Below are 19,710 nucleotides of genomic sequence, written 5' to 3'. Positions count from 1 at the left end.
TGTTTGCGGCAGGTGCGATGATTATCTGCATCAGCATTGTCGCGCACGGCATTACAGCCGCCCCGGCATCACACGCACTGGTGCGCTATCTGGCGCGAAAATCCTAGTCGGGCAAGCGCCTTTGGGCACGGCGGGCAGGCATAAAATCCCCCTTGCCGGTCAGCTTATTGCTGGGTGATGGCAAGGCGGATGCCAAGCGCGATGAACATGGTGCCAAGGGCACGATGCAACCACGCGCCAAGCCTGCGGCTGCCCTTGATCCGCCCGGCAGCGGATGCCACAGCCATGACCAGCATGCCTTCAACGACAAGTGCGATCAGCAGCACCACCAGCCCCAGAACAAGAAACTGGGTCGCCCCATTGCCCATGGCCGGATCGACAAATTGCGGCAGAAAGGCCATGAAGAAAATCGCGACCTTGGGATTGAGCACATCAATCATCACCCCCTGACGCCAGGCGGCAAAGGCCGTCATCGGTTTTGTTGAAACGGGTACTGCCGGTTCACCGGAGCCGGCATCATTGGCGGATTTGGCAAAACTGCTGCGCAGCGCCCCGAGACCAAGCCAGACCAGATAAGCCACCCCGATCCATTTGACGATGGCAAAGGCAAAGGCGGAAGTCGCAAGGATCGCGGACAAACCAAGGGTTGCCGCCAGCACATGCACAAACGCCCCGGAAACCACCCCAAAGGATGAAAACAAGCCGATCTTGCGCCCGTAAACAGCCGTCTGCCCGACAATATAGGCCATATCCGGCCCGGGCGAGATATTGAGCAACAGTGCGGCGATCAGAAACGGCGTATAGGCAACGAACAGCTCGATCATGCCAGCAGTTCCCGACCAAAATAGATCAGGTCAATCTCAAGCGGACCTGAGCCAGCCTCCATCAGCATATTGGACAGTTGCCCGCGATGATGGGTCTGATGGTTGAACATATGCCCCAAAATCAGATCGCGCGGCATGGTATAAGCCCCGGCCGTAACCGACTGATAGCTCAGATCGGATGTGACTTCGGCGTCGGTCAGATTTCTGGTGAATTCAAGGATCGCCTGATCTTCGGCCTCGCGCGCGGTACGCAGCTGATCGAAGTCTTCGTAAAGCACCGTATCAAGCGCCATGGTCACTGGACTGCCCAGCAAGCGCCCCATCCAAAGCCGGTCGGCAACGACAAGATGGTTGAGTGTGCGCATGATTGACGGGAAGAAGGCGCGGCGGGGCGCGTCCAGTTCGGCCTTTGGCAATTTTGCGCAGGCATCATAGGCATGGGTATTGGCCCAGATATTGTATTGCGCCATGCGTTCGAAATAGGCCGCACCGTTCATCTTCTTACTCCGTATTTAGATCTGCCTTTGGGGTCGCGGTCGCGATCAGGACTTTGCGACCGGATTTGGCGTGCAGGTGGTCGAAACTGGCACCGCCGCCGGTGCGACCTGTTCTAGCACCTGACTTGCCGGTTTGGGCACACGTTTGGTCAGAATAACCACGTTGCCCACCAAAGTCAGTGCAACACCCCAGATAATATTGCCCGTCCAGTGGAAGTCCTCAAACCAGGTCGACAGCAACAGCGCGACAATCGGGAACATCACCGAACTATAGGCCGCACGATCCGGCCCGATCTTGCCCAGAAGCGTCAGATAGAAGCCAAAGCCCAGAACCGACCCGAACAGGGCGAGATAGACCAGTGCTGCCATGAAGCTGGCACTCGGATCAAAGGAAACCGGAATCCCGGCAAGGGCGATATAGCCAAACAGCAACAGCGTGCCATAAAGCATGCCAAAGGCATTGGCCTGCATGACCGGTACACCGCGCGCATGGTTGCGGGCCGATGCCATATTGCCAAGCGATGCGATGTAACTGCCCGCAAGGGATACCAGAAGCCCGATGCTGCCACCTGTGGTCAGATCAAATGCGGCGAGATCGTTGGCAAACACCATGGCGATACCCGTAAGGCCAATACCCGCCCCGATCAGGGTGCGGGTTTCGGGACGGCGGCGGAAAAAGATCACGCCATTAATCATGTTCATGATGACGATGGTCGAGAATACCACCGCCAGAAGCCCCGATGTCAGATGCACACTGGCGACATAGATCAGCACATAGTTCAGCGAAAACAGACAGACGCCCAGAGCCGCCATGAAGAAATGGTCGCGAAGCGTACAGCGCATCGGCAAACGGCGGAAGCCACACCAGGCCATCATGATCAGCGTTGCCAGCGCAAACCGATAGGCAACCGCAACTTCGGGCGCGACCGAAAGCTGATACTGAATGGCGATCCAGGTCGATCCCCAGATCAAGACAACCGCTGCATAAAGACCCAACATGGCCCAAGGACTCCAAAATATTTGAAGCCGTAATTTAGGGCAGTTCAGAATCGACACCAAACCAGCTTTTTTGATCCGGGCATTAGCCAAACTAATCCAAAACCCTGAAATCTAATGCATTACCGATCAGGGTTTTTGGGTGGATCTATTTTGACGGGCTTTTGCCATTGCCTTTCGGTTTGGTGGGTTCAGCACCTTCTTTCGGTGTTTCACCAACCGTGTCGTTGGCCACATCGTCGATCATATCGTCGGATGTGTCAGACACATCAGGTGCCTCAGACAGATCAATCTCGTCGGCGGCTGCTTCGGCAGACTTTGGCGTCGATGATGTCTGATCGCGAAGTGCAGCGTTCTTTTCGGCCCGTCTGCGTTTCTGCCAGTCTTTCCAGATTGCCAGCAACTCGCTGCGTGATTGGAAGATCGGGATGCGACGTTTGGGTTTGGTTTTTTGTTGTTCGACTGCAAGGCCGACTTCGATCACGCCATGTTCGTCATCTGTGCGACGCACGATCAGCTCCACCGTGCCATATGGCAGGCGATCGCCGAGTTCGAGGTCACCGGCAAGTTCACGTTCCATGATCTCGGCCACGGTTCGTTCGGCGTCGTTGTCGGCAAGGGCGAAGCCGTAAAGGCGCGCGATATCGGCAATGCGGGTATCGGCCGGGAAGCTGAAATCACCAAACAGTTCGACGTCATTGGCCCCCTCTGCCGGACCGGCGAAGAGCTGATCAAGCAGTTCGACATGGCGCGGCGGGGTGATGATATAGACCTGATCACCGGCCTGAATGGGTCCGGCTGAATGCGGACGCAGCGACGTGCCATCGCGCAGGATCAGGCTGGGCCGTGCCCAACGCGGAATGCGCTGGCCGGTGGCAACCGCACTGGCGTCGTGCACGCGATAGACAACAATTTCCTGATTGGCGTTGCCGGGCAATTCCAGATCAATACGATCCACCGGACCATGGCGCGGCGGCACGATGATGCCCAACCAGTTGGCGACCTTGCGGATCGTCCAGCCCTGCAACAGAAGCGAGGTGATGACGACGATAAAGGCGGTGTTAAAAAGTAACTGTCCTTCGGGCACGCCTTCGACCATCGGCACAATGGCAAGCAGGATCGACACCGCCCCGCGCAAGCCAACCCATGAAATAAAGGCGGTGTCATTGCGCGAGAAGTTAAAGAACATCAGGCAAAGCCAGACCGCAACCGGGCGGGCAATAAAGACCAGAACGAGTGCCAGGATCACGCCCGGAACAATCACTTCACCAAATTCAGATGGCGTTGCCAGAAGACCCAGCGTGACAAACATCGCGATCTGGGCCAGCCACGTCGTGACATGCTGAAAGCGCCGGACACCGACGCTCATCTGCATTTTGCTGTTCCCGGCATAAAGGCCCGCGACATAGACCGCCAAAAAGCCACTGCCGCCCAGAATACTGGTCGCGCCAAACAGACTGAGGGCAAGCGCCATGGTGATGATCGGCACCAGACCGGGTTCAAGTTTGACCCGGTTGATCATCCAGACCAGCGCATATCCCCCGGCCAGACCAAAGATGCCGCCAAGACCAATCTGCAGAATGAAGCGCTGCAGGAGTTCAAGGGCGATGTTTTCGCCGCCACCCAGAATGATCAGCTCGACCAGCGATATGGTCAGAAACACCGCCATCGGGTCGTTCGAACCCGATTCAACTTCCAGCGTGCTGCGCGTACGATCACGCAGGTTGATGCCGCCAACGCGTAACAGGAAAAACACCGCCGCCGCATCGGTCGAGCTGACAATCGCACCAAACAAAAGCGCGACCAGCCACGGCACATCGAGCACCAGCCATGTGACCCCGCCAATGACACCCGTGGTAATCATCACGCCGATGGTTGCCAGAACCAACGAGGGCCCGGCGGCAATTTTTAACGTTCGAAGCTGGGTTTCAAAGCCACTGTCAAACAGGATCAGGGCGAGTGCGATGGAGCCGATGAAATAGGCCAGCGGCGCATTGTCGAACATGATGCCGCCAATGCCGTCCTCGCCCGCGCCCAGCCCGACAAACAGAAACACCAGCAGCAAGGGTGCGCCGACCCGGAAGCTGACCAGACTGGTGAAAACAGCCACCACCACCAGAATCGATGCAATCAGGATCACCAGATTCATCGATTCAATCATTTCGGGGGCTCCTGTGTCGGGACATCACAATGGGTGTGGCGGATTAATCGCGCATTACTATCACATCAGATACTTAGGAAATGATGACCGATAATGCCATCGCACCGGATATACCGATAAAAATTATCCGGAAACTGAAAATCAATCAGTCGTTTTCGGCTTCAGCCGGAACAAACAGCGTTTCTTTCGATGTCGACAAGGCAATTTCCGGCAGAACTTCGACCACGCCGGGCATTTCCTTGATCGTGTCGGAAATAAATGATTCCAGATGAGCGGTATCACGCAGACGCAGTTTGATCAGAAAGTCAAAGCGCCCTGTCATGTGATGACATTCAAGCACCTCGTCGGCCTTGATCAGGGATTTTACCAGCTTCTTGTTGCCCTTGGCCGGATCAGTGCGCAGCCAGACCAGTGCGGTCAGGGCCCGGCCAATGGCCTGCGGATCAACTGAAATACGATAGGCTTGAATGACCCCCTGTTCGCGCATCTTGCGCACGCGATCATTCACTGCAGAAACCGATAGCCCGACCTTGGTCCCCAAAACCGAATAGGACAGCGACGCGTCTTCCTGCAGGATGTCGATCAATTTGCGATCAATTGCATCCATTAATCTTCCCCCTGAATGGATTTGATGGCGTTGATCTTACACGAAAAATCAGCAGGCGCGAACTGTTCGCCACAACTTAGGGGTTATTCCTGCGGGCGGCTGGACCATTTTTATGCGGTTGGACTGGATTTTTTCCAGATAGCTGCGTAATGCTAGAAGATAATGAACGCGCCCCAACCCAATTCTGACAATGCAGCCCTGATGGGCGCCCTTCTGATGATCAGTGCTGCAATGTGTTTTGCGGTAATGGCCGTCTTTATCCGCTATGTCACAGCCGACCTTCACCCGTTCGAGGCATCGTTTTTCCGCAACCTTTTTGGATTGCTGCCGATGGTGCCATGGATGGTGCGCCATGGGCGGAGCGGATTGAAGACCGAGCGGTTCAAGCTGCATTTTCTGCGCGGTGTGCTTGGCTTTGGGGCGATGTCGTGCATTTTTACTGCCCTGTCCTTGTCCCCGGCTGCCCAAGTCATCGCGATCAATTTTACCCTGCCGATCCTGACCACGGCTCTTGCCGCCATTGTGGTCCGCGAAACCGTGCGCGCGCGCCGCTGGAGCGCGATTGCCATTGGCTTTGTCGGGGCGATGATTGTGATCCGTCCGTTTGGCCAAAGCTTTGAGACCGGCGCGATCCTGGCCCTTGGCGCGACCGTGTTCATGGCCTGTGCGATGACCACGGTCAAAATGCTGTCGCGCACCGAAAGTGCCAATGCCATCGTGACGTGGATGGGGCTGATCATGACGCCGCTGTCGCTGATCCCGGCCCTGATTTACTGGCAGGGGCCAAGCGTTTGGCAGTTATTCATTCTGCTGGTGATTGCGGTAACCGGTACCGCCGGTCAGCAATTGCTGGTGCGGGCATACCGCACGGCGGACCAGTCCTATGTCATGATCTTTGATTTCCTGCGCCTGCCCTTTGTTGCGATCCTTGCCTATATCATGTTTGGCGAAGTGGTTGATTTCTGGACGTGGGCCGGGGCGGCCCTGATTATCGGATCAGCGCTTTATATCGCGCGGCGCGAGGCGGTTCTGGCGAAAAAGGCCAGGACACAGACCCGCCTGCCGACCACCGCCCCCGCCGATCCACAAGCCATCCCCGCGACCAAGATCGACCGCGCCGCCGGACCGAAAGACGATCCTGATGCGTAGCTGGTTCAACGCGTTGCCACCGTATCTGCAAGCCACGGCATTTGGCCTGATGGCATCGATCAGTGCTGCGGTGTTTTCGGTATTTGTCCGCCTTGCGACCGAGCATATCCACCCGCTTCAGGCGGTGTTTTTTCGCAATTTCTTTGGGCTTTTGTTCATCGCGCCGCTTGCACTTCGCGCGGGTCTGACGCCGCTTAAAACCAAGCGATTCCCGATGTTTTGTTTACGCGCGGTTCTGTCGATGGGGGCAATGAGTTTCTGGTTTTCGGCCATTGCCTATATGCCACTGGCCGAGGCAACCGCGCTTAACTTTACCGTACCACTGTTTGGCACCATCCTGGCCGCGATCTTTTTGGGTGAGACAATCCGAAAATACCGGATTGCCGCGCTTCTGGTCGGGTTCTGTGGGGTCTTGGTCATTATTCGGCCGGGTGATGAAGCTGTGCAATTGGCAAGCCTGTTGCCGATTGCGGCTGCGGTTTGCATGGCCAGTGCGGGTCTGACGATCAAGTCGCTGTCACGGACTGAAAACCCGACCACCATCATTCTTTACATGATGGTCCTGACCACGCCGATGACCCTGATCCCGGCGCTTTTTGTCTGGCAGACGCCGAGCCTTGAGGCGATCCTCCTAATGGTGGCGGGGGCCTTCATGGCCAACCTGACCCAGATCGGCAATACCAACGCGTTTCGGGTTTATGATTACAGCTTTGTCGTCGGGTTCAATTACCTGCGCCTGCCATTTGTTTCGGCCATCGCGCTGGTGATCTTTGGCGAAGTACCGGAAATCTGGCTTCTGCCCGGTGCGGTTTTGATTGTCGGGTCAGCACTTTATATCGCCCGACGCGAGGCGAAACTGAACCGCGAAGCCAACCGCCTCAAGCGCGGCCTGTCGGCCACGGCAAGCGATCTTGATCCGCCGTCCTCGACGAAGTAGCCACTTGGCACCATCAGAATAGCCCTTGCCGCGAAAAGATATAATTTGGTATACAAATACCAAATTAAGCATAAACACGCGCGTCTGGAGGCTTCACGTCATGCAAATCAAGGGTTCGATTGCCATTGTTACCGGGGCTGCGTCTGGTCTTGGGGCGGCAACGGCAGAGACACTGGCCAATGCCGGGGCACGGATTGCCGCCTTTGATCTGAATGCAGACGGTGCCAAGGCAACGGCCGAGAAACTGGGTGGCGTTGGCTATGGCGTGGATGTTTCGAATGCCGAAAGTGTCGAGCACGCAGTTTCCAAGGTGGTCAAGGATATCGGTATTCCGTCGATCCTTGTGAATTGTGCAGGCATCGTGCATGGCGAGCGGATCGTCGGGCGCGAAGGCCCGGCTGATCTTGAAGCCTTTTCCAAGGTGATCACGGTCAATCTGATCGGCACATTCAACATGATGCGGGTTGCCGCCACCGCGATGAGCCAGAACACCCCATCAGACTCCGGCGAGCGCGGGGTGATTATCAACACCGCATCCATCGCGGCCTTTGAAGGGCAGATCGGACAGGCAGCCTATGCCGCGTCCAAGGGCGGGGTGGCATCGCTTACCCTGCCGGCCGCGCGTGAATTGGCGCGCCATGGGGTTCGGGTGGCGTCAATCGCACCGGGTCTGTTTGGCACACCGATGTTGATGGGCCTGCCTGACGAGGTTCAGGAAAGCCTGGCGGCCAATACGCCGTTCCCGAAACGCCTTGGCGATCCCTATGAATATGGCCGTCTGGCGATGCATATCTGTGAAAATGAAATGATCAATGGCGAGACCATTCGCATTGATGGCGCGGTCCGGCTGGAACCGAAATAGTCCCACACCATTTCGCTTCTTTATCACCGCAGCCAAAGCGCCCTGTCGTCCCCCAGCGGCAGGGCGCAATTTTCAGGGCAAGCTTTATTCGCCCGCCGCCGTTTGGCAGAAGGTTGCCAGATCAATGTCCTTTTGCGTCACGCCACCGGCATCGTGGGTGGTGAGCGTCATTTCGACCTTGTTATAGACATTGAACCATTCGGGATGGTGATCCATCTTGTCAGCCTTAAGCGCCACCCGCGCCATGAAGCCGAAGGCGGCATTGAAATCGCCAAACTTGTAGACGCGCTTGATTGAAAGCCCGTCATCGGCAAGCGTCCAGCCTGGAAGATCGGCAAGTGCGGTTTCGATGGTGGATTTTTCAAGTTTGCTCATCTGGCGTGCCTCCATTGGTTGAAGTCTGCGCGCATTGGAACATAAATCCCGCCATAGCCCAAATCGTCTAGCCCAACAGGCTGTGCACCCGGCTTTGCAGGACTGGCAGAAGGTCGCGTTCAAACCACGGGTTCTTTTTCATCCAGGCGGTGTTGCGCCAGCTTGGATGGGGCATGGGCAGGATGCCCTCGCCCAGAAATTCGTTAAAGCGATGGACGGTTTCGGTCATGGTTTTGGCCCGGCGCGGACCAAGATAGCGTTCTTGTGCATATTGCCCGATCAAAAGGGTCAGGCCGATATCGGGCAAGTGTTGGCGCAGCACGTCATGCCATGTCGGGGCGCATTCCGGTCGGGGCGGCAGATCCCCGCCGCGATCAAAGCGACCGGGATAGCAAAACCCCATTGGCATGATGGCAAGCTTGGCCGGATCATAAAAATCATCAACTGACAGCCCCAACCAATCACGCAAGCGATCGCCGGATGCATCATTCCACGGCAGGCCGGTTTCATGCACGCGGGTTCCGGGCGCCTGCCCGATCACCAGAATGCGCGCCGATTTTGCCATGCGCACCACCGGGCGCGGCCCCAGCGGCAACTCAGCCGCACAGATGCGGCACGCGCGGACCTCTGCCAATACCCGATCAAGGGCGGCGTCACCCCCCATCGGATCAATTTCGGGCAGTTTTCCGCTTAGGCCCGGCATGGGTTATTTGACCTCTTCTTCCGCGATCACCCATTCCTCGGCCGCAGCCGCTTCGTACCATTCCTTCATTTCCGACAGGCCGAGAATGGTTTCCATATAGGCATTGCCAATCGGATCAAGTGATACGCCATAGGTTTTGAATCGCGACACCACCGGGGCATACATGGCATCGGCAATCGAGAATTGGCCAAACAGGAAATCCCCGCCCTGCCCGTACTTGGTGCGGCACATCTTGAAGATTTCAGTGATGCGGTTGATGTCCTTGTCCACACCGGCGTTGCGGCCAAGCCCGGCCAAGCTTTTGCGGCAGTTCATCGGCATGGAACTGCGCAGCGCGCCAAAGCCGCCATGCATTTCAAGCGACACGGAACGGGCAATCGCACGCACATCGATGTCCAACGGCCAGAGCATGGTGTCAGGCTGGTGGTCTGCGATGTATTCAAGAATGCCAAGCGCCTCCCAGATGGTTTTCTTGCCATCGAAGAAGGCCGGGACCTTGGCACTGGGGGAGAAGACCGGGGCCTTGGCGTGCCATTCTTCGGTGCGCAGCGGAACGAGCTTTTCCTCGAACGCCACGCCGCCGACGCGCAGGCCAAGCCAGGCGCGCAGCGACCAGGACGAATAGTTTTTATTGCCGATATAAAGCACGGGAAGGTTTTGCATGGTGGGACCTTTGGCGGTTGGCGCGATTGGTATGTTTGATGACAGCGGCGATTACTATCTGGTCTTTGGGCGTCGGGTTCAAGCCAGACATTCAAGCGCGGTTTCAAGTGCAAAGTTGCGCGCTGATTATGTGAATGAGTTTTGACCCCGGGGGATGGCAGCCGTAAGATCGGACAACATATCTTGTGAACACATCTTGCTTGGGGCGTCGCTGCTGCGCGGTTGCCCATTGCGTTCACCATCACCCGTCACCATCAGGGAAGTCTTAAATTGTTCGACCACATCATCGCACGCGACCCTTCTGCCAATCCGACCCCCATTACCCCCATCCTTGAAAGCGGTTTTGAAAGCTGGCTTGCCACGCAATCTGACGCGACCAAGTCATGGATTGCCGCCAACGGGTTTGAGGGCAAGCGCGGCACGCAACTTTCGCTTCCCGGTGCGGATGGATCAGTCGGGACGGTCCTGATCGGGTACGCTGACGATGCCAAGGCGATCTGGGATTTTGCCGGTCTGCCTAAATCCCTGGCCGCCGGGACCTATGCCCTTTCCGATGATCTGACCGATAAGGACGATCTTTATGAAAAGGCCGCCCTTGGGCTTTATCTGGGTGGGTATCAGTTTGATCGTTATCGCAAGGATGATGGCAAGAAGGACAAGCGCGCCAGGATCGCCCTGCACGATATTGATGCGGCCAAGCGCGCCGAAAACATCGCACGCGGGATCGGCCTTGCGCGCGATCTGATCAATGTGCCTGCCAATGACATGGGCCCGGCAGAGCTTGAAGAAGCCGCCAGCGCACTGGGCAAGGAATTTGGTGCCAAGGTCAGTGCGATTGTCGGCGAAGAGCTGATCAAGCAAAATTACCCTGCCATTCACACCGTGGGACATGGCAGCGATCGCGCGCCGCGCCTGATTGATCTTAAATGGGGTGACGAAAATGCACCAAAGATCACACTGGTTGGCAAGGGCGTCTGCTTTGACACGGGGGGCTATGACCTTAAACCGTCAAGCAACATGATCCTGATGAAAAAGGACATGGGTGGTTCGGCACAGGTTCTTGGCCTTGCCCGCATGATCATGGCGGCCGACCTTCCGGTGCGGTTGCGCGTTCTGATCCCGGCGGTCGAAAACATGGTGTCGGGCCGGGCCTATCGCCCGAGTGACATTTTGCAAACCCGCAAGGGCATTACGGTTGAGGTCGGCAATACCGATGCCGAGGGCCGCATTGTGCTTTCCGATGCCCTGACCGAAGCCGCATCGGAAGACCCCGACATGCTGCTTGATTTCGCGACCCTGACAGGGGCTGCACGTGTGGCACTTGGTCTTGGTCTGCCGGCGCTGTTTTCCAACGATGATGATCTGGCCAACGGGTTGATGGAAACGGGTTTGGCGGAAAATGATCCGCTGTGGCGTTTGCCGCTTTGGGATGATTATCGCAGCCAGCTTGATAGCAAGGCGGCTGACATGAACAATATTTCCGGCAGTCCGTTTGGCGGGGCGATCATTGCGGCCTTGTTCCTTGATCGCTTTGCCGAGGGGGCAAAAAGCTGGGCGCATATCGATCTGATGGCGTGGAACCCGTCTGACCGCCCGGGTCGCCCGACCGGTGGCGAGGCACAGGGCATTCGGGCCGCCTTCAAGCTGATCAAGGATCGTTACGGTAAGTAAACCAAAACGGAAAATACATTTTCCCCAATTACACCTTTGACATCATTGCCGGGGTCAGGTAGAGATTACGTATTCGTAACAAATAAATTGTTGGGCACAAACATGTCGATCGAGATCAAACCGTCTCAGGCGCTTGACCTTTGGCGTATCGCGATTGTTGAGAGTGTGCGTCGGGATTCCCCCGACCTGTCAGCCCGACAGATGGCCTTGTTGCTTAGCGTTTACCTGACCCCGGCACCGCATACCGTGCGCGGTCTTTCCGAGGCGCTTAACATTTCCAAACCGGCAATTACCCGTGCGCTTGATCGTCTGAGCTCTCTTGGCATGGTCAAACGCAAGGTCGATGAAGAAGATCGCCGTTCGGTGCTGGTTCAAAGGACCGTCAAAGGGTCCGTCTTCCTGCGTGAATTCGGCGATATCATTGTCGGCGCCGGTCTTGAGACCGAATAATCCGGTTGTAAAACAAATATCAGACGTCTGACATCAGACCGGAAATGATGCCCAAAGGGGCGATTTTGGCGCAAAGTGGCGCAAAACCGGCCTTTTAGGACAGCAAAGCTTCCCATCTTGAATGCATGAAAACTGATATGGCGAAAATTCGCTATATACAGACTGGTTGGTCTGTAGCGTGACTGCCCGCCGCTTTGTGACAGAAGTAATTTCTTCTTTCTATATCAACGTATTACAGGCCCCGCGCACACGTGATGCACGCCATATCGGTGCTAGCGGTCCGATTGCTGGATTATAGCTGGTTCGGCAGAGATATGTGGCTTGGCCATGGTTTCGGGCATCTCGATCAGGGCCAAAAGGCCCGCTGCAACGATCAAAACGCCACCGGACAGCCGTGCAATCACGTTATTGCCCCCACGCTTGACCAGCCAGGGCATGACCCGCGCGGCCCCGATTGCATAAATCATTACGAAACTGTAATCAAGAAACACGAAGGTCACGCCAAGGATCAGCAATTGGGGTGCCAATGGCTGGGCGGGGTCTACAAACTGCGGGAACAGTGCCCCGAAAAATGCAATCGCCTTGGGGTTGCCAGCTGCAACCAGAAAGCCTTCGCGAAACAGACGCAGGGCGTTGGCCGGTTCAAAGCAGGTCTGATTATTCGTTTCGGTACCGGTTTTGATCCTGATTTCCGTGGGCTTGCGAAAGAATGACAGCAAACCGATCACCAGCAAAAATCCAACACCACACCATTTGACAATGGCAAAGGCGGTTACCGATGTTGCCAGAACTGCCCCCAGACCGACCGCGGCAATTACCATCTGGATCATGTTGGCTGTGACATCACCAAGGGCTGTCATCAGGGTGGGGCGTGCGCCATAGCGCAGCGCATGTGACATGCCAATCAGGATGCTTGGCCCCGGTGTCAGGACCAGCAAAAAGACAAGCAGGGTAAAACTGAGCCAGATTTCAAAGGACATGTTGGGGCTACTCCGGTGACGAATGCCAACCGGATATCACACCCCTGATCACAGACAAGTGCCGGTTCGGCAATGGCCCATGCACAAGGCGCGCGCCATGGCATCCAACAGGCGCGCACGGACCGGGTCACGGTGCGCGATCAAGACTTAGCGTTTTTTGACGTCGCCCGGCCAGAAATCATAGAACATGCGGATCTGGACAGAGCGCAATGTATCGGGCGGAAGAACGCCTTGGGCTGTGCGCAGCAACTTGTTCTGAAGGGCTGCGAAATAGCGATTGCCCGCGGGCTGGAACGGGCTGAAAGGCGGTTCCTTGGTGATTTCCTCGCCATTTTCCTTGGCCAGTTCGGCGGCCTCAGCTTCGGCGGCGAGTTCTTCCTCTGTCTTGGGGGGAGGTGGTGGCAGCAAGGCAGGGGCGGTATATTTGAAGCCACGCTTGCCCGGTTCGCGGGTTTCAAAGCGATGTTCGGTATCGCGATACATCAGGCGCTGAAGATCGACCAGAAAAGCGTTGATGACCTTGGGCAGGCGTTGTTCGATGACGCCCACAGCCTGCTTGTTGGTGGCTTCCAGCCAGATGTTAAACACCATCTGACGGATGGCACCGCTTTTGCGCAGGACCACCGTCAACGAAACCGGATCGGGCACGACAACGGTATCGGGAATTTCCGGGACAGCGGGTTCTTTGTCTTGCTGGGTTTCTGCGCCATCCCCGGACGCAGCGCTGGCACGGGCGGGCAGACTGACTGAGAACAACATTACGGCCAGCGCAACGATCAAAGCGCGGCCCCAAAGACGATGTCCGGTTCGATTTTTGATCGCACGTGACAACATATCCACTCTTAATTCTGCCTTTACGGTTCTGTTATTCTTGCCGTGTCATACGGGTTGTAGCCGATCACAGATGACTCTTCTGATCCTACTTACTGACAAATTCTGTCCCCGCAGCCTTAAGATCAAGGGCCGCGGCCAGAAGGGCCTTGGTGTAGGGCTCTGCCGGGTTGTCAAACACATCGGCCGCCGCACCGCTTTCAACCAGTTTCCCGTTCTTCATCACCATGACCCGATGCGACAGTGCACGCACAACGCGTAAATCATGACTGATGAACAAGTATGCCATTTTATGGCGCGCCTGCAAATCGCGCAGCAAGTCAACGATTTGGGCCTGTACCGACATATCAAGCGCCGATGTCGGTTCATCCAATACGATAAAGCGCGGCTTTAGCACCAGTGCGCGTGCAATCGAGATGCGCTGACGCTGCCCGCCGGAAAATTCGTGCGGATAGCGATCCATGGCATTTTGCGGCAGGTCGACTTCGTCAAGCGCCTCGGCAATGCGGGCTTCGCGTTCGGCCTGGGTCAGGTCGGGCGCATGGATTTCCAACCCCTCACCAACGATCTGGGCGATGGACATGCGCGGGCTGAGCGATCCGAAAGGGTCCTGAAAGACCACCTGCATGTCGCGGCGCAGTTTGCGCAGATCAGCACCAGAGAACCCGCGGATATCCTGCCCGGCAAAGCGGATGTCCCCGCTTGATTTCAGAAGCCTGAGGATCGCCATGGCAAGGGTAGTCTTGCCCGATCCACTTTCGCCGACGATGCCAAGGGTTTCGCCCTGTTTAAGGGTCAGCGAAATCTGATCAACCGCATTCAGATAATGATCGGGCCTCCCAAGGATGCCCTTGCGCCCGATCGGGAACTGAACATGGATGTTGCTGGTTTCAAGCAACTCTGTTGCGTTTTCCGGCAAGGGCGGGGCTTCGCCACTTGGCACGGCCGACAGCAGCTTTTTGGTGTAGGCATGCTTGGGCGCATCAAACAGGGTGCGGGCTTCGCCGGCCTCTACAATCTCGCCGTTTTTCATCACACATACGGTTTGCGCCATTTTCTGAACGATCTGCAGATCATGGGTGATCAGCAAAAGCGCCATGCCCAGTTTATCCTGCAGGTCCTTGAGCAGTTCGAGGATTTGCGCCTGAATGGTGACATCAAGGGCCGTGGTCGGTTCATCGGCGATCAGGAGTTCCGGCTCGTTGGCAAGGGCCATGGCGATCATCACACGCTGGCGCTGGCCACCGGAAAGTTCGTGCGGCAAGGCCTTAAGGCGCGACGCCGGGTCGGGAATACCGACAAGTTCAAGCAATTCAAGAATACGCGCACGCGCCTTGGCACCTCGCAGGCCCTTGTGGAGCAACAACACCTCGCCGACCTGCTTTTCGATATTGTGCAGCGGATTAAGGGATGTCATCGGCTCCTGAAAGATCATGGAAATCCGGTTGCCACGGATCTTGCGAAGCTTGCGTTCCTTGGCCCCGACCATTTCCTGCCCGTCAAAGATGATCGAACCGGACGGATGGCTGGCGCGCGGATAGGGCAGCAATTGCAAAATCGAAAGTGCGGTGACCGACTTGCCAGATCCACTTTCACCGACAAGCGCCATGGTTTCGCCGCGCTCAAGGGTAAAGGACACATCCTTTACCGCTGTGGCATCGGCGAACTTGACCGAAAGATCGCGAACGGCAAGGAGCGGCTGATGGGCGGATTGCGCTGTCATTTTCCTACTCCTTAAAACGTCTTGCGCGGATCAAAGGCATCACGCACCGCTTCACCGATAAAGATCAAAAGGCTGAGCATGACGGCGATGGCAAAGAAGGCCGTGATGCCAAGCCACGGGGCTTGCAGGTTGTTCTTGCCCTGGAACAGCAATTCACCGAGTGACGGAGAGCCCGGCGGCATGCCCAGTGACAGGAAATCAAGCGAAGTGAGCGCGACAATCGAGCCATTCAAGACAAACGGCAGGAAAGTGATGGTTGCCACCATCGCGTTGGGCAAAACGTGGCGATACATGATCCGGAAGTCGGTCATGCCAAGCGCACGTGCGGCACGGACATATTCAAAGTTACGCGCACGCAGGAATTCAGCACGGACAAGGCCGGTCAAACTCATCCAGCTAAACAACACGAGGATGAACAGCAACGTCCAGAAACCCGGCGCAAACAGGCTGGCCAGAATGATAAGGATGAAGAGTTGCGGCAGGCCTGACCAGATTTCGATCACGCGCTGGAAGCCAAGGTCGACCCAGCCGCCGAAATATCCCTGCACTGCGCCTGCTGCAATGCCGATCACGGAACTGACGGCCGTCAGGGCCAGACCGAACAGGATGGAAATCCTGAAGCCGTAGATCAAACGTGCGAGAACATCGCGACCCAATTCATCCGTACCAAGCAAGTGCCGCCATGATGGCGGGGCCGGTTGCGGTTCGCGCATTTCAAAATCGATGGTGTCGTAGGAAAACGGTATTAAAGGCCAGATGGCAAAGCCGTTTTCGGAAATCTTGTTCTGGATATAGGGATCATAAAAATCCGTCTCGATGTCGAAATCCCCGCCATAGACCGTTTCGGGGTGGTCCGATACGATCGGCACGTACCAGTCATCGCCATACTTAACAAAGATCGGTTTGTCATTGGCGACCAATTCGGCCACCAGACAAATGACAAACAGGATTGTAAAGATCACAAGCGACCAATAGCCACGCTTGTTGGCCTTGAAGTTTGACAGGCGACGCTGGTTGAGCGGTGAGAGAACGGCACTGAACATGATCAATTCCCCCGCGCTTCAAAGTCGATCCGTGGATCAACCAGATGGTAGCTGAGGTCGCTGATCAGGTTCATGATCAGGCCAAACAGCGTGAAGAAATAAAGGGTTGCGAACATCACCGGATAATCACGGGTCATCACCGCGTTAAACCCAAGCAGGCCCAGACCATCAAGGGAGAAGATCACCTCGATCAGGACCGAGCCGGTAAACAGCATCCCGACCAGCGCACTGGGGAACCCGGCAATGATCAGAAGCATGGCGTTGCGGAACACGTGACCATAAAGCACCCGTTTTTCGGTCAGCCCCTTGGCACGTGCGGTCACCACGTACTGTTTGTTGATTTCATCCAGAAACGAGTTCTTGGTCAGCATGGTCAGCGTGGCAAAACCCGAAATCGTCAATGCGATGATCGGAAGGGTCAGATGCCAGAAGTAATCAACGATCTTGCCCCACAAGGACAGCTGTTCCCAATTTGACGATGTCAGCCCGCGCAACGGGAACCAGTCAAGATAACTGCCCCCGGCAAAGACCACGATCAGCATGACCGCAAACAAGAAGCCCGGAATGGCAAAGCCAACAATGATTGCGGCTGATGACCAAATGTCGAAATTCGATCCATCACGCACCGCCTTGGTAATGCCAAGCGGGATCGAGATGATGTAGATGATCAGGGTTGACCAGAGCCCCAGCGAGATCGAAACCGGCATTTTATCGACCACGAGATCAACCACGTCGCGGTCCTGAAAATAGCTTTGGCCGAAATCAAAGGTCAGATAGTTCTTCATCATCATCCAGAACCGCTCGTGGGCGGGCTTATCAAACCCGAACTGCACTTCGAGCTGTTTGATGATTTCGGGATCAAGCCCCTGCGCCCCGCGATAGTCGGAGGTCGAGGAGAAATTGTTGCCCGACGCCGATGATGCATCTGACCTGCTGCTGCCGCCGCTGTCACTGCCCTGATTGGTCACCCGCGCCGTCGAGGAAACGTCGGTTCCCTGCAGTTGGGCAATGACCTGTTCAACCGGTCCGCCCGGCGCGAACTGAATGATCGCGAAGTTCAGCAGCATAATGCCAAACAAGGTCACCGGAATCAGGAGCAAACGGCGCAGAATATAGTTCAGCATGGCCTAGTTCATCCCCATCTGAAGTTTTGCAGCCTTGTCCGGATCAATCCACCAGCGCATGACCGACATCCCCTGGAGCGGGACTTCATCGGGCCGCCCGAAGATGTTCCACCACACCATGCGGTCCCCGCCGAGATAGTATTGCGGAATGACATAATCCCCCCACAGCAACACCCGATCGAGTGCGCGGGTAGCGGCAACCAGTTCTTCCCAACTGTTCGCAGACGTAATGTTTTCGATCATCGCATCAACCACGGGGTTCTTGATCCCGGCGAAGTTGCGCGATCCCGGCTGATCGGCGGCTTCGGAGCTCCAGAACACGCGTTGCTCGTTGCCCGGTGTCAGCGACTGCTGCCACCAGAAAGTCGTGACTTCAAAATCAAAGGCCTGAATGCGGTTCACCCATTGGCCGGTGTCAATCAGGCGGATGTCCATTTCGACGCCCAGCTGTTTGAGGCGCGATTTGACCACCAGCGCAATCTTTTCGAGTCCGGGTTGGCGAATGATCAACTCAAAACGGAATGGCTGGCCCGTTTCCTTGTTCACCAGAACCTTGTCGCGCACTTCCCAACCGGCTTCGTTGAGCAGCGTCATCGCTTCACGCAGGGCTTCGCGGCGACCGTTGGGCGCATCGAAATCTGGCAGGGTATAGGGTTCGGTAAACAGTCTGGCTGGCAGTTGATCACGATACGGTTCCAGCAGGGCCAGTTCATCGCCCGTGGGAATGCCGGTTGCCGCCAGTTCGGAGTTCACAAAGAAGCTGTCGGTCCGGCTATATGCCCCATAGAACATGGCGCGGTTGAGCCACTGGAAATCAAAGCCATATTGCAACGCGCGCCGAACACGCTGATCAGAAAATATCGGCAGGCGATTATTCATCACATAGGCCTGCATTCCGACCGGCAGGTTATCGGGCATGAATTCCTTCTGGATGTCGCCGCGTTCCACCGCCGGGGTGTTATAGGCGGTATTCCAGTCCCGGGATGAATGCTCTGAGCGGATCATATATTCCCCGGCAAGGAACGCCTGGCGCTGTACTTCGGGGTCAAGGTAGGTGTCGTATTGAATGGTATCGAAATTGTTCTGCCCGCGATTGACGGGCAAATTCGCCGCCCAGTAGTTGGGATCACGTTCATAGGTGATGCGCCGACCTGCCTCGATGCTGGCAACCTTATAGGCCCCACTGCCAACCGGGATTTCAAAGGTGGTTTTGGCGAAGTCCTTACCGTCCCAGAATTTCTTGGGCATGATCGAAATGCCCGCCACGGTCAACGGCGTTTCGCGATTGTTCCCCGGTTTGAAAGTGAATTTGACGGTAAGTTCGTCAATGATTTCGGCCCCTTCGATCTGTGAGAAGACCTGTCGATAGACCGGACTGCCCTTTTCAAGCAGGATTTCATAGGAGAACTTTACATCCTCGGCGGTGATGTCGCTGCCATCCTGAAATTTTGCACGTGGGTCAAGGTGGAAGATGGCAAAGGATCGGTCTTGCGGGAGTTCGATCTCGCGGGCGATGAGGCCATACATCGAAGAGGGTTCATCGGCACTGGAAACCATCAGGCTATCGTAAATCAGGCCTATGCCCGCCGCTGCATTGCCCTTGAGCGTGAAGGGGTTAAGCGTATCGAAGGCAACGATGGAAGATTGCAACAGCTTGCCGCCCTTGGGCGCATCCGGATTCACATAATCAAAATGATGGAAGTCCGGGCCGTATTTCAGATCACCATATAGCGAGATGCCATGTGACCGCGTGGTCAGCGGTGCCAGATCAGTCTCGTCCACGGCCACTGTCGGGGCCGGATTGATGTTTGGTTTACTGTCTTCCTGCGCATGTATGCCTGCGGAAGGCAGAACGGCGGCAAGCAGGGTGAAGGCGCTGGCAAAAAGGATGGATGTCATGGCCGCGCCCAGCCGCCCCCTGCCCGGCATTTTCATGCTGGCTGCATACGAAATCATGTGATTATCGTCTTTCCCCTGATGCAAGCTGATGCCTGTTGTCTCTGTTTTACTATGTGAGCTTACACTGCAGGACGCAATCAATGGTCACCAATTGTCTTGGCCAATCATGATGCGACTGTGAATATTGCCACACGAGAACTATCTGATACTCACTA

The 19,710-nt window shown here is 56.2% G+C and carries 20 protein-coding genes; 6 read left to right on the top strand and 14 right to left on the bottom strand.

Translation table 11 applies throughout. The annotated features are described in order from the left end of the window. Positions 1-164: 164 nt before the first annotated feature. The 5 genes from B2R48_RS20255 to B2R48_RS20235 form a co-directional block, all read right to left on the bottom strand. Positions 165-824, bottom strand: coding sequence for a LysE family translocator (locus B2R48_RS20255; protein ID WP_297003779.1), 660 nt, complete (start codon positions 822-824; stop codon positions 165-167). Beyond that, complete coding sequence (locus tag B2R48_RS20250) at positions 821-1,321, bottom strand: DinB family protein (RefSeq protein ID WP_297003777.1); 501 nt, start codon at positions 1,319-1,321, stop codon at positions 821-823. The genes B2R48_RS20255 and B2R48_RS20250 overlap by 4 nt, the downstream gene beginning before the upstream one ends. A gap of 45 nt (positions 1,322-1,366) precedes the next feature. Continuing rightward, on the bottom strand, positions 1,367-2,320 hold the full coding sequence (locus B2R48_RS20245; RefSeq protein ID WP_297003775.1) for a DMT family transporter: 954 nt from the start codon (positions 2,318-2,320) through the stop codon (positions 1,367-1,369). Between the two features lie 145 nt (positions 2,321-2,465). Continuing rightward, positions 2,466-4,478, bottom strand: a complete 2,013-nt coding sequence (locus B2R48_RS20240) for a potassium/proton antiporter (RefSeq protein ID WP_297003774.1) — start codon at positions 4,476-4,478, stop codon at positions 2,466-2,468. A 145-nt stretch (positions 4,479-4,623) separates the two neighbouring features. Continuing rightward, a complete protein-coding gene (locus tag B2R48_RS20235) occupies positions 4,624-5,085 on the bottom strand; it encodes an Lrp/AsnC family transcriptional regulator (RefSeq protein WP_213475172.1) in 462 nt (153 codons plus the stop codon). A 162-nt stretch (positions 5,086-5,247) separates the two neighbouring features. On the opposite strand from B2R48_RS20235, the gene B2R48_RS20230 reads away from it, so the two are divergent. The 3 genes from B2R48_RS20230 (at position 5,248) to B2R48_RS20220 (ending at position 8,033) form a co-directional block, all read left to right on the top strand. After that, entirely contained in the window at positions 5,248-6,234 is a 987-nt protein-coding gene (locus B2R48_RS20230; protein ID WP_297003771.1) for a DMT family transporter, read from the top strand. Continuing rightward, positions 6,227-7,171, top strand: a complete 945-nt coding sequence (locus B2R48_RS20225; RefSeq protein ID WP_297003769.1) for a DMT family transporter — start codon at positions 6,227-6,229, stop codon at positions 7,169-7,171. Before B2R48_RS20230 ends, B2R48_RS20225 begins: the two co-directional genes overlap by 8 nt. A 100-nt stretch (positions 7,172-7,271) precedes the next feature. Then, complete coding sequence (locus B2R48_RS20220) at positions 7,272-8,033, top strand: SDR family NAD(P)-dependent oxidoreductase (RefSeq protein ID WP_297003767.1); 762 nt, start codon at positions 7,272-7,274, stop codon at positions 8,031-8,033. A gap of 84 nt (positions 8,034-8,117) precedes the next feature. On the opposite strand, the gene B2R48_RS20215 is transcribed toward B2R48_RS20220, so the two are convergent. The 3 genes from B2R48_RS20215 to B2R48_RS20205 form a co-directional block, all read right to left on the bottom strand. Beyond that, positions 8,118-8,408: a 4a-hydroxytetrahydrobiopterin dehydratase gene (locus B2R48_RS20215; RefSeq protein ID WP_062957325.1), complete on the bottom strand. Its 291-nt coding sequence runs from the start codon at positions 8,406-8,408 to the stop codon at positions 8,118-8,120. Between the two features lie 67 nt (positions 8,409-8,475). Next, a complete protein-coding gene (locus B2R48_RS20210; protein ID WP_297003764.1) occupies positions 8,476-9,111 on the bottom strand; it encodes a uracil-DNA glycosylase family protein in 636 nt (211 codons plus the stop codon). Positions 9,112-9,114: 3 nt separating this feature from the next. After that, a complete protein-coding gene (locus B2R48_RS20205; RefSeq protein ID WP_297003763.1) occupies positions 9,115-9,774 on the bottom strand; it encodes a glutathione S-transferase family protein in 660 nt (219 codons plus the stop codon). On the opposite strand from B2R48_RS20205, the gene B2R48_RS20200 reads away from it, so the two are divergent. The 3 genes from B2R48_RS20200 (at position 9,773) to B2R48_RS20190 (ending at position 11,895) form a co-directional block, all read left to right on the top strand. After that, on the top strand, positions 9,773-9,919 hold the full coding sequence (locus B2R48_RS20200) for a hypothetical protein (protein WP_297003762.1): 147 nt from the start codon (positions 9,773-9,775) through the stop codon (positions 9,917-9,919). The genes B2R48_RS20205 and B2R48_RS20200 overlap by 2 nt on opposite strands. A gap of 125 nt (positions 9,920-10,044) precedes the next feature. After that, positions 10,045-11,445 (top strand): leucyl aminopeptidase family protein, encoded by a 1,401-nt coding sequence (locus B2R48_RS20195; protein WP_297003761.1) that lies wholly within the window; start codon positions 10,045-10,047, stop codon positions 11,443-11,445. Between the two features lie 102 nt (positions 11,446-11,547). Beyond that, positions 11,548-11,895: a MarR family transcriptional regulator gene (locus B2R48_RS20190; protein WP_062956852.1), complete on the top strand. Its 348-nt coding sequence runs from the start codon at positions 11,548-11,550 to the stop codon at positions 11,893-11,895. Between the two features lie 272 nt (positions 11,896-12,167). Here the strand turns inward: B2R48_RS20190 and B2R48_RS20185 are convergent, their stop codons facing one another. The 6 genes from B2R48_RS20185 to B2R48_RS20160 form a co-directional block, all read right to left on the bottom strand. Then, the gene (locus tag B2R48_RS20185; protein WP_297003760.1) at positions 12,168-12,875 is read right to left on the bottom strand and encodes a LysE family translocator; all 708 of its coding nucleotides are present in this window, start codon (positions 12,873-12,875) and stop codon (positions 12,168-12,170) included. A gap of 147 nt (positions 12,876-13,022) precedes the next feature. After that, entirely contained in the window at positions 13,023-13,709 is a 687-nt protein-coding gene (locus tag B2R48_RS20180) for a hypothetical protein (RefSeq protein ID WP_297003782.1), read from the bottom strand. A gap of 85 nt (positions 13,710-13,794) precedes the next feature. Then, the gene (locus tag B2R48_RS20175) at positions 13,795-15,429 is read right to left on the bottom strand and encodes an ABC transporter ATP-binding protein (RefSeq protein ID WP_297003759.1); all 1,635 of its coding nucleotides are present in this window, start codon (positions 15,427-15,429) and stop codon (positions 13,795-13,797) included. An 11-nt stretch (positions 15,430-15,440) separates the two neighbouring features. After that, positions 15,441-16,472: an ABC transporter permease gene (locus tag B2R48_RS20170; RefSeq protein WP_213475156.1), complete on the bottom strand. Its 1,032-nt coding sequence runs from the start codon at positions 16,470-16,472 to the stop codon at positions 15,441-15,443. A 2-nt stretch (positions 16,473-16,474) separates the two neighbouring features. Then, complete coding sequence (locus B2R48_RS20165; RefSeq protein WP_297003757.1) at positions 16,475-17,596, bottom strand: microcin C ABC transporter permease YejB; 1,122 nt, start codon at positions 17,594-17,596, stop codon at positions 16,475-16,477. 3 nt (positions 17,597-17,599) lie between these two features. Then, entirely contained in the window at positions 17,600-19,552 is a 1,953-nt protein-coding gene (locus B2R48_RS20160) for an extracellular solute-binding protein (RefSeq protein ID WP_297003756.1), read from the bottom strand. Positions 19,553-19,710 lie beyond the last annotated feature (158 nt).

Source organism: Thalassospira sp. UBA848, from assembly GCF_002295455.1.
In the GTDB taxonomy this organism is placed as follows: domain Bacteria; phylum Pseudomonadota; class Alphaproteobacteria; order Rhodospirillales; family Thalassospiraceae; genus Thalassospira.
The sequence above is the reverse complement of the archived record's forward strand: the minus strand, read 5'-3'. Positions and strand labels throughout refer to the sequence as shown.

Excerpts from the sequence above, each read along its gene's own strand:
- B2R48_RS20250 (WP_297003777.1), bottom strand. The coding sequence starts at position 1,321 with ATGAACGGTGCGGCCTATTTCGAACGCATGGCGCAATACAATATCTGG.
- B2R48_RS20190 (WP_062956852.1), top strand. The coding sequence starts at position 11,548 with ATGTCGATCGAGATCAAACCGTCTCAGGCGCTTGACCTTTGGCGTATC.
- B2R48_RS20225 (WP_297003769.1), top strand. The coding sequence starts at position 6,227 with ATGCGTAGCTGGTTCAACGCGTTGCCACCGTATCTGCAAGCCACGGCA.
- B2R48_RS20160 (WP_297003756.1), bottom strand. The coding sequence starts at position 19,552 with ATGATTTCGTATGCAGCCAGCATGAAAATGCCGGGCAGGGGGCGGCTG.
- B2R48_RS20245 (WP_297003775.1), bottom strand. The coding sequence starts at position 2,320 with ATGTTGGGTCTTTATGCAGCGGTTGTCTTGATCTGGGGATCGACCTGG.
- B2R48_RS20210 (WP_297003764.1), bottom strand. The coding sequence starts at position 9,111 with ATGCCGGGCCTAAGCGGAAAACTGCCCGAAATTGATCCGATGGGGGGT.
- B2R48_RS20230 (WP_297003771.1), top strand. The coding sequence starts at position 5,248 with ATGAACGCGCCCCAACCCAATTCTGACAATGCAGCCCTGATGGGCGCC.
- B2R48_RS20205 (WP_297003763.1), bottom strand. The coding sequence starts at position 9,774 with ATGCAAAACCTTCCCGTGCTTTATATCGGCAATAAAAACTATTCGTCC.
- B2R48_RS20240 (WP_297003774.1), bottom strand. The coding sequence starts at position 4,478 with ATGATTGAATCGATGAATCTGGTGATCCTGATTGCATCGATTCTGGTG.
- B2R48_RS20215 (WP_062957325.1), bottom strand. The coding sequence starts at position 8,408 with ATGAGCAAACTTGAAAAATCCACCATCGAAACCGCACTTGCCGATCTT.
- B2R48_RS20170 (WP_213475156.1), bottom strand. The coding sequence starts at position 16,472 with ATGTTCAGTGCCGTTCTCTCACCGCTCAACCAGCGTCGCCTGTCAAAC.
- B2R48_RS20165 (WP_297003757.1), bottom strand. The coding sequence starts at position 17,596 with ATGCTGAACTATATTCTGCGCCGTTTGCTCCTGATTCCGGTGACCTTG.
- B2R48_RS20255 (WP_297003779.1), bottom strand. The coding sequence starts at position 824 with ATGATCGAGCTGTTCGTTGCCTATACGCCGTTTCTGATCGCCGCACTG.
- B2R48_RS20235 (WP_213475172.1), bottom strand. The coding sequence starts at position 5,085 with ATGGATGCAATTGATCGCAAATTGATCGACATCCTGCAGGAAGACGCG.
- B2R48_RS20220 (WP_297003767.1), top strand. The coding sequence starts at position 7,272 with ATGCAAATCAAGGGTTCGATTGCCATTGTTACCGGGGCTGCGTCTGGT.
- B2R48_RS20180 (WP_297003782.1), bottom strand. The coding sequence starts at position 13,709 with ATGTTGTCACGTGCGATCAAAAATCGAACCGGACATCGTCTTTGGGGC.
- B2R48_RS20185 (WP_297003760.1), bottom strand. The coding sequence starts at position 12,875 with ATGTCCTTTGAAATCTGGCTCAGTTTTACCCTGCTTGTCTTTTTGCTG.
- B2R48_RS20175 (WP_297003759.1), bottom strand. The coding sequence starts at position 15,429 with ATGACAGCGCAATCCGCCCATCAGCCGCTCCTTGCCGTTCGCGATCTT.
- B2R48_RS20200 (WP_297003762.1), top strand. The coding sequence starts at position 9,773 with ATGGTGGGACCTTTGGCGGTTGGCGCGATTGGTATGTTTGATGACAGC.